Source organism: Acinetobacter sp. V2 (assembly GCF_001188385.1).
Taxonomy (GTDB): domain Bacteria; phylum Pseudomonadota; class Gammaproteobacteria; order Pseudomonadales; family Moraxellaceae; genus Acinetobacter; species Acinetobacter oleivorans.
This window is the reverse complement of the sequence record NZ_JZFB01000001.1, coordinates 894791-900311: the sequence shown is the minus strand read 5'-3', so window position 1 is coordinate 900311 and position 5521 is coordinate 894791. Positions and strand designations below refer to the sequence as shown.

The 5521-nt window shown below is 38.0% G+C and carries 5 protein-coding genes; 3 read left to right on the top strand and 2 right to left on the bottom strand.

What is annotated here, in order from left to right:
• On the top strand, nucleotides 1-1250 hold a 1250-nt coding region (locus tag UC75_RS04080; RefSeq protein ID WP_049836795.1), incomplete at its 5' end, for a carbohydrate porin.
• Between the two features lie 38 nt (nucleotides 1251-1288).
• Here the strand turns inward: UC75_RS04080 and UC75_RS04075 are convergent.
• Nucleotides 1289-1906 (bottom strand): TetR/AcrR family transcriptional regulator, encoded by a 618-nt coding sequence (locus tag UC75_RS04075; RefSeq protein WP_005305827.1) that lies wholly within the window; start codon nucleotides 1904-1906, stop codon nucleotides 1289-1291.
• A gap of 101 nt (nucleotides 1907-2007) precedes the next feature.
• Here UC75_RS04075 and UC75_RS04070 point away from each other — a divergent pair, with 101 nt between their 5' ends.
• A complete protein-coding gene (locus UC75_RS04070) occupies nucleotides 2008-3216 on the top strand; it encodes an MFS transporter (RefSeq protein ID WP_049836794.1) in 1209 nt (402 codons plus the stop codon).
• An 88-nt stretch (nucleotides 3217-3304) separates the two neighbouring features.
• On the opposite strand, the gene UC75_RS04065 is transcribed toward UC75_RS04070, so the two are convergent.
• Nucleotides 3305-4075: an IclR family transcriptional regulator gene (locus UC75_RS04065; protein WP_049836793.1), complete on the bottom strand. Its 771-nt coding sequence runs from the start codon at nucleotides 4073-4075 to the stop codon at nucleotides 3305-3307.
• 209 nt (nucleotides 4076-4284) lie between these two features.
• On the opposite strand from UC75_RS04065, the gene UC75_RS04060 reads away from it, so the two are divergent.
• The coding region (locus tag UC75_RS04060) for an MFS transporter (protein ID WP_228137074.1) at nucleotides 4285-5521 on the top strand (1237 nt) is incomplete at its 3' end.

Below are 5521 nucleotides of genomic sequence, written 5' to 3'. Positions count from 1 at the left end.
GGATATTGGGCGATTGGAACGGAAAACGGGCTCAACTCGAACAGCAGGGTTATCAATTTACCGCCGCTTTTCAAAATGAAAGTGCTATTAATCTGAGTGGAGGATATGACGATTCACCACGACTATTTAATGCAAACCAATGGACATTTGGTACACGTCTAGATTTAGAAAAAATCTCAGGTTGGAAAGATACTCAAGCCCAGTTGAGCATAACGAAACGAGATGGACAACCGCTTTCTACTGATCGGATTAGTGATCCTAGAGCGCCACAATTTAGTAGTGCTCAAGAGATTTATGGGCGTGGACAATGGTGGCGCTTAACCAGTGCATGGATTAAAAAAGGATTTTTGAATAATGATCTACACATTAAGGTAGGTCGCATGGGACTTTCAGATGATTTCAATGCATCACATTGTGAGTTTCAAAACTTAATGTTATGTGGAGGTCAGTTAGGCAAAACAGTAGGAGATATTTGGTTTAATAGTCCTGTAAGCCAATGGGGAATTAACGCCAAATATCAAGTTTTACCTTCACTCTGGTTTGGAACAGGGATTTATGAGGTCAATCCTGAAAATGCCTTAGAGCAACATGGTTTTAATTTGGATATGGATCAACGTAAAGGTATTTTAATTCCTGCGGAACTATCGTGGAAACCCAATCTAGCATTTTTCGATGGCTTAAGTGGTGAATATAAAGTCGGTGCATTTTTGTCAACGGCAGATGCACGTAATGTTAGTACAGATGGAAAAGGTAATATTGAGCCAAATGCAGCAGATCGGAAATGGCAAAACAATAAGCATAGTGTTTGGCTTAATGCGCAACAACAGGTTTTTGCGCCTGCGGACGACTCTAAGCGTGGTTTATTTATTTCAGCAAACTTTACTTTTAATGATAAATCTACAACTGTTGTTGAAAGCACACAGCAACTAGCGCTTTGGTATAAAGGCATATTTGAGCATCGACCAAATGATACCATTGGTTTGGGTCTGGCACGTTTTGATGTGAATGATCGTGTCCAAGAGCGCCAAAATGCATCTAATCAATTGCTGGGATTAACCGAAGCTGACTATGCGAATCCGAAATATACACCGATTCAGTATGACGAATTGAATATTGAATTGAACTATAACTTTCAATGGTCACCTAGTATTGCTTTACGACCAAATATTCAATATGTGCATCAAGCTGGTGGTCTAAAACAAGTGGATGATGCTTGGGTCGCAGGTATGACCATGAAACTTAATTTTTAAATATGTATGAGTAAAAAGGCAAACAGAGGTTTGCCTTTTTATTTTCCAAACAAGATTTTTAGGTTTTCTTGAAAAAGCGTTTCAAGTGATAAAACTTCATTGGGATTCAGGATACCATTGTGAATCATACCCATCCACATAGGGCTCACAATAAGCAATGCAAATTGCTGTGGGGAAATTGTGGCTGATAATTCTCCACGTTGAATCGCTAAACTGGTTAATTGCTCAAGCTCATACTGAATAGGTAAAAAAATCTTATTTACGTAAGTTTGACGAATATGCGGAAAATTATTTCCTTCACGTAAAATTAAGAGTGCCATATCCGCACGACCAGTCGTTTCAAGCGTTAAAACACTGGGAATAATCTTTTTACAAATAAACTCGTAAACAGTTTCATTTTGAGTGATTTCAGAAGCGCGAATAGGACGAAAAGAATCGTTGATGAGAGCATCAATTACTGCTTCAAATAACTGATCTTTAGTTTCAAAATAAGAATAAATTGTACCTTTGCCTAATTCAGCATGTTTAGCAATATCTGAAATTTTTGCTCTTGCAAAACCTACCTCAATAAAATGTTGTAGAGCAGAGTCAATAATTTTCTTTTTAGTTTCTTGCGTCTTTTCTAGACTAGGGCCGCGTGTTTTAGATTTCGTCATGTTGAACTAGATTTCATTGTTAACAAGATTATTTTAACATAAATTGACCTTTGGGTCATATTTGAATTAAAATCGACTTAAAAGTCACTTTTGGTTGAATTATGCAGACACCAAAGTCCAGTGTTCAATATTGTATTATTAGCTTTGCGCTGTGTCTTGCTGCTTTAAGTACCGCTCTGGCAAGCCCTCTATATGCAATCTATGAACAACAGTGGGGAGTTTCAACATCTCAAATAGGTTATATCTTCATTTCCTATATGTTAGGCGTAGTTTTTTCACTGCTGTTTTTAAATAAACTCAATGCAATTTATCACTATAAAAATGTGATTTTGGTCAGTTTGGCTTTAACCATTTTAGGTTTAATGTTGTCTGCATTGGCAAGTTCTGTTTGGTTACTGGGATTTTCAAGGTTTCTGATTGGAATTGCTTCAGGACTTATTACCACCGCTGCAATGGTGGGACTCAAAGACCAATATCCGTTTCGTAATAAGGCATTAGCTGAAAAGCTTACTTCTATAATTACTGTCTTGGGTTTTGGTTTGGGACCTTTGATCGGTGGTGTATTAGCTGATCATACTGTGCGACCTTTGGCTGATCCTTATTGGATTATTATCTTTTTTTCACTTCTAATATTTATCAGTGTGTTTTGGATCAAACCAAGATTTAAAATTGAGAAGAAATATCAGTTAAATGAGTTATTAAAGTTACAAGGTTTAGCATTACCCCAGATGGCTTCACGCAAAGTTTTCTGGGTTTGTAGTATAGCTGCACTTTGTAGTTTCGGGGCCTTCAGCTTATATGCAGCTTTGGCTGGGACTTTTATTAAAGAATTACCGATTAAATCGTCAGCCACCTTAACAGGTGTATCAATTTCAATCATTTTATTTGTGTCAGTGCTGAGTCAATTATTTTGTAAATCGTTTAAAGAATTGCATGTGTTGTATGCAGGGCTATTAGCTTTATTGCTTGGAACTATTAGTTTGGTGATGGCAGAAATCGAACACATCGTTTGGTTTTTATTAATCAGTATTTTACTGACGGGTATGGGACATGGTTTTACCTTAAGTGCTGTATATCACTTTATCGGCAATATGATGGAGCGTGAAAAAAATCCGCTGATCTTTTCTAGTTATTTGTTTATTGCTTATCAAGGTACGATCTGGCCTGTCATCCTTTCCAGTTATTTTATTGAATATTTCGGGGTGATCATCACATTAGGGCTAATTGCAGCATTATTAATGGTGACTATCGTTTGGTTGATGCATCAACTTAAATTTAAGGTGGGGCCTATATTAGCTTGTCATAAATAACGATTGCTCAGTTTTTAGAGCTTGAAAAATGTTTTAAAGGGAGTTTAGGCAATCGAAATATGATTTTGATTGCCTTAGAAGCTAAAAATTAGATATGGATTAAATTGATGATGGATGCAATTTTTTCAGAAGTTGCCATGAGTGCTGGTGCTAACTCTTCAATACGTTTAGGACTTAAACGTACAGAAGGCCCTGCAATACTGACTGTGCCAAAAGGTTGGCCCGTCTGTGGATTGAGAATGATTTTAGCCATAGCAGACATGCCTAGCTCATAGGTGTCACTAATCACACCATAACCTCGCTCTCTCGAAGCCTTAATCATTTGCTCTAGTTCTGTAAGGTCTTTTGGTGAGTTTGGTCCAAAGTTCTTGGCTTTATCGAAACCTTCACGTTCCACAATTCGTGAAAAGTCATTTTGATCAAGGGTAGATAAATACGCTAAACCACAAGCTGAAGCTGGTAAATAGGCCACGTTGCCTGAGTCAGGATCATATTTTAGACCTGATTTGGCTCCTTGAGCCTTACCAATCCAGATAATTTTTTCGTCTTCGATTAAACCGAGGCGAACCAGTTCAGAAGAGGTTTCTGCCAGTTCATCAAGATAGGGTTGAAATGTTTCGGTAATCGAGCGTGAAGACAGAAAACTCAAACCCATTGAGGCAATTTTAAGAGTGAGCTTGTAGTGTTGGGTGATTTCATCTTGATAGATATATCCCATGTCTTTCATCGCAGTCAGAATGCGATGCATTGCAGACTTTGGGATATCAAGATCAACAGAAAGCTGACTAAGTGCACATCCATCCACTTCTTTTAATAGTGCTTCGAGGGTGAGCAAAGAACGATCGGTATTGCTGAGCATAAAAATCCTAATATTATTTTCTGGAACAGTGTTCCAAAAAAATTAAAAACAGATTATAGTTGTTTTAGATTCTATCTCAAATGCCGTACAGATGAATCATTCAGATAAGGAGTTTCCTAATTATTCAACTTTTGAGAATAAGTAGGGAGCAAAACTGAATAAGCGATGGAAAACGCATATTTGCTGATACACACTAATGGAGTAAGTGTATGACTCAACAGGTAAATTTAAGGGAGTTTATTGATGAAAATCGCATATCCCCAATACAAAAACTAGTTATCTTTTTATGTTTAATGATTGTCGTTGTTGATGGTATTGATATATCAATTATGGGATTTGTGGCTCCCGTCATTAAGCAGCAATGGGGAATTACTACAACTGATCTTGCACCCGTAATGAGTGCAGCATTAATTGGTTTAGCTGTAGGCGCAGTGATTTCAGGACCTTTAGCAGACAAGTTTGGACGTAAAAAACTACTTATTATTAACTTAATTGGTTTTGGTGTATTTACTTTATGTGCAGCAGTTTCTAACAATGTGACAGAACTGATGATGTTCCGTTTTATTGCTGGTTTATTTATGGGTGGGGTAATGCCGCAAGCTGTTACGTTGGTAACGGATTACTCTCCTATGAGAATGAATGGTCGCATGGTTACCATCATTCTAAGTGGATTCACAATTGGTGCTGCTATTGGAGGTTTTTTGGCTGCTTGGGTGATTCCACATTTTAACTGGCATGCCATGATGATTATTGGTGGAGTCCTACCACTTGTTCTAGCCGTTATCGCAGTATTTAAATTACCTGAATCTATTGGTTATAAAGTCCTGAAGGAACATCCAAAAGCAGAGATTGATGCCATTATCCATAAAATGGCGCCAGAGTTTGATACGGTTAACACTGTATTTGTTTTACCTAAAGCAAAAACTAATACGGTTGATAATCCAGTAAAAGCAGTCCTGAGTCCTTTTTATTTCTTAGGCAGCTTTTTGCTCTGGTGGAGCTATGCATCTGGTTTGTTTGTGGTGTATTTACTTGGAAGTTGGTTACCAATGATGAGCCATGAATTTGGTTTCAGCATTAGCGAAGCTTCAATTATCACTGCGATTTATCAGCTAGGGGGGCCAGTAGGTTGTATCGCATGCGGTTATTTGATGGACAAGTTAAATCCACACCTTGGATTAGTGATTGCATATCTTTTAGCGATTGGCTTCATGTTCTTTCTAGGTGCAGTGGGTCATAACTTTGTAATGTATAGCATGATGTGTTTCTTCATCGGTATGTGGATGAATGGTGCGAATGCAGGTCTTAACAGTGTTTCCAGTTCATTTTACCCAGTTTTTGCTCGCGCGACCGGCAACAGTTGGATGCATGGGATAGGCCGATTAGGAGCAGTGGGTAGCGCATTTGCCGGAGCATATTTTTTAAGCCTAGGTTGGGCAACGAGCA